The organism is Vibrio sp. D173a, assembly GCF_030248475.1.
Genome location: NZ_JAHGAH010001218.1, coordinates 1 through 1,008, shown reverse-complemented (window position 1 = coordinate 1,008; position 1,008 = coordinate 1). Strand labels below are relative to the sequence as shown.

Annotated in this window: 2 protein-coding genes and 1 pseudogene; all 3 read left to right on the top strand. The window is 47.7% G+C overall.

Translation table 11 applies throughout. The annotated features are described in order from the left end of the window. Window positions 1-321: type II secretion system protein GspL (gspL, locus tag KIV40_RS32410; protein ID WP_285353459.1), on the top strand; the 321-nt coding region annotated here is incomplete at its 5' end. Between the two features lie 20 nt (window positions 322-341). Further along, window positions 342-830 carry a type II secretion system protein M gene (locus KIV40_RS32405; protein WP_285353460.1) on the top strand — a complete coding sequence of 163 codons (489 nt, stop codon included), beginning with the start codon at window positions 342-344 and terminating at the stop codon, window positions 828-830. A gap of 1 nt (window position 831) precedes the next feature. Continuing rightward, a pseudogene (locus KIV40_RS35515) lies at window positions 832-1,008 on the top strand (type II secretion system protein N); the annotation flags it as partial.

Here is a 1,008-nt window from a genome sequence, read left to right as displayed (position 1 = left end):
AAAATACCAAGCGTGACTTACCTGAAACGTACCATGAATGAAGAAGCCAGCCGATACGGTGGCTCGGGTGATGGTGCGACACTGCTGGGTTGGCTCACTCAACTGCCAAACACGCTAGGGCAGGTGGCTACGATTGAAGTCGAGAGTATTCGTTATGACGGCAACCGTTCAGAAGTGCGCTTGCAAGCAAAGAGTTCGGATTTTCAACACTTCGAGACTGCACGTACCAAGTTAGCGGAGAAGTTCTCTGTTGAACAAGGGCCACTTAACCGTAACGGTGATGCAGTCTATGGCAGCTTTACCCTTAAACCATTACAGTAACTCACGTTAGGAGATCAATGATGAGAAATATGATTGAGCCACTCCAAGCGTGGTGGACATCGATTAGTCAACGCGAGCAGAGACTCGTAACTGGGTGCTCTATCTTGTTGATAGTCGGCGTTGTTTATTGGGGATTGCTGCAGCCTTTAAACGCCCGTGCAGAATTAGCACAAAGCCGAATCCAGAGTGAGAAGCAATTGCTGACTTGGGTTACGAATAAAGCGGATGAAATCGTGGATCTGCGCGGCAGTGGCGGCGCAAAGAGTTCAGAGCCATTGAACCGCTCAGTACCCGCTTCAATGCGTCGCTTCAAGATTGAATTGATTCGAGTGCAACCTCGCGGTGATATGCTGCAAGTGTGGGTTAAACCCGTACCATTTAATCAATTTGTGGATTGGCTTACTTATCTAAAAGAGCAACAGGGTGTGGAAGTTGAATTCATGGATATTGACCGCAGTGACACGCCGGGCGTGATTGACGTCAAACGACTACAGTTTAAACGAGGTTAATGTGAAGCGAGGTTCAACTTTAAAATACGGTTTACTCTTTAGTACCATTTTTATCCTGTTCTTTTCGGTTAGCCTGATCCTGCATCTGCCAGCGTCGTTTGCTCTTAAACATGTCCCTAAGGTAAGAGGGCTGCAAATCGATGGTGTGCAAGGTTCTATCTGGCAGGGCAGTGCGAGT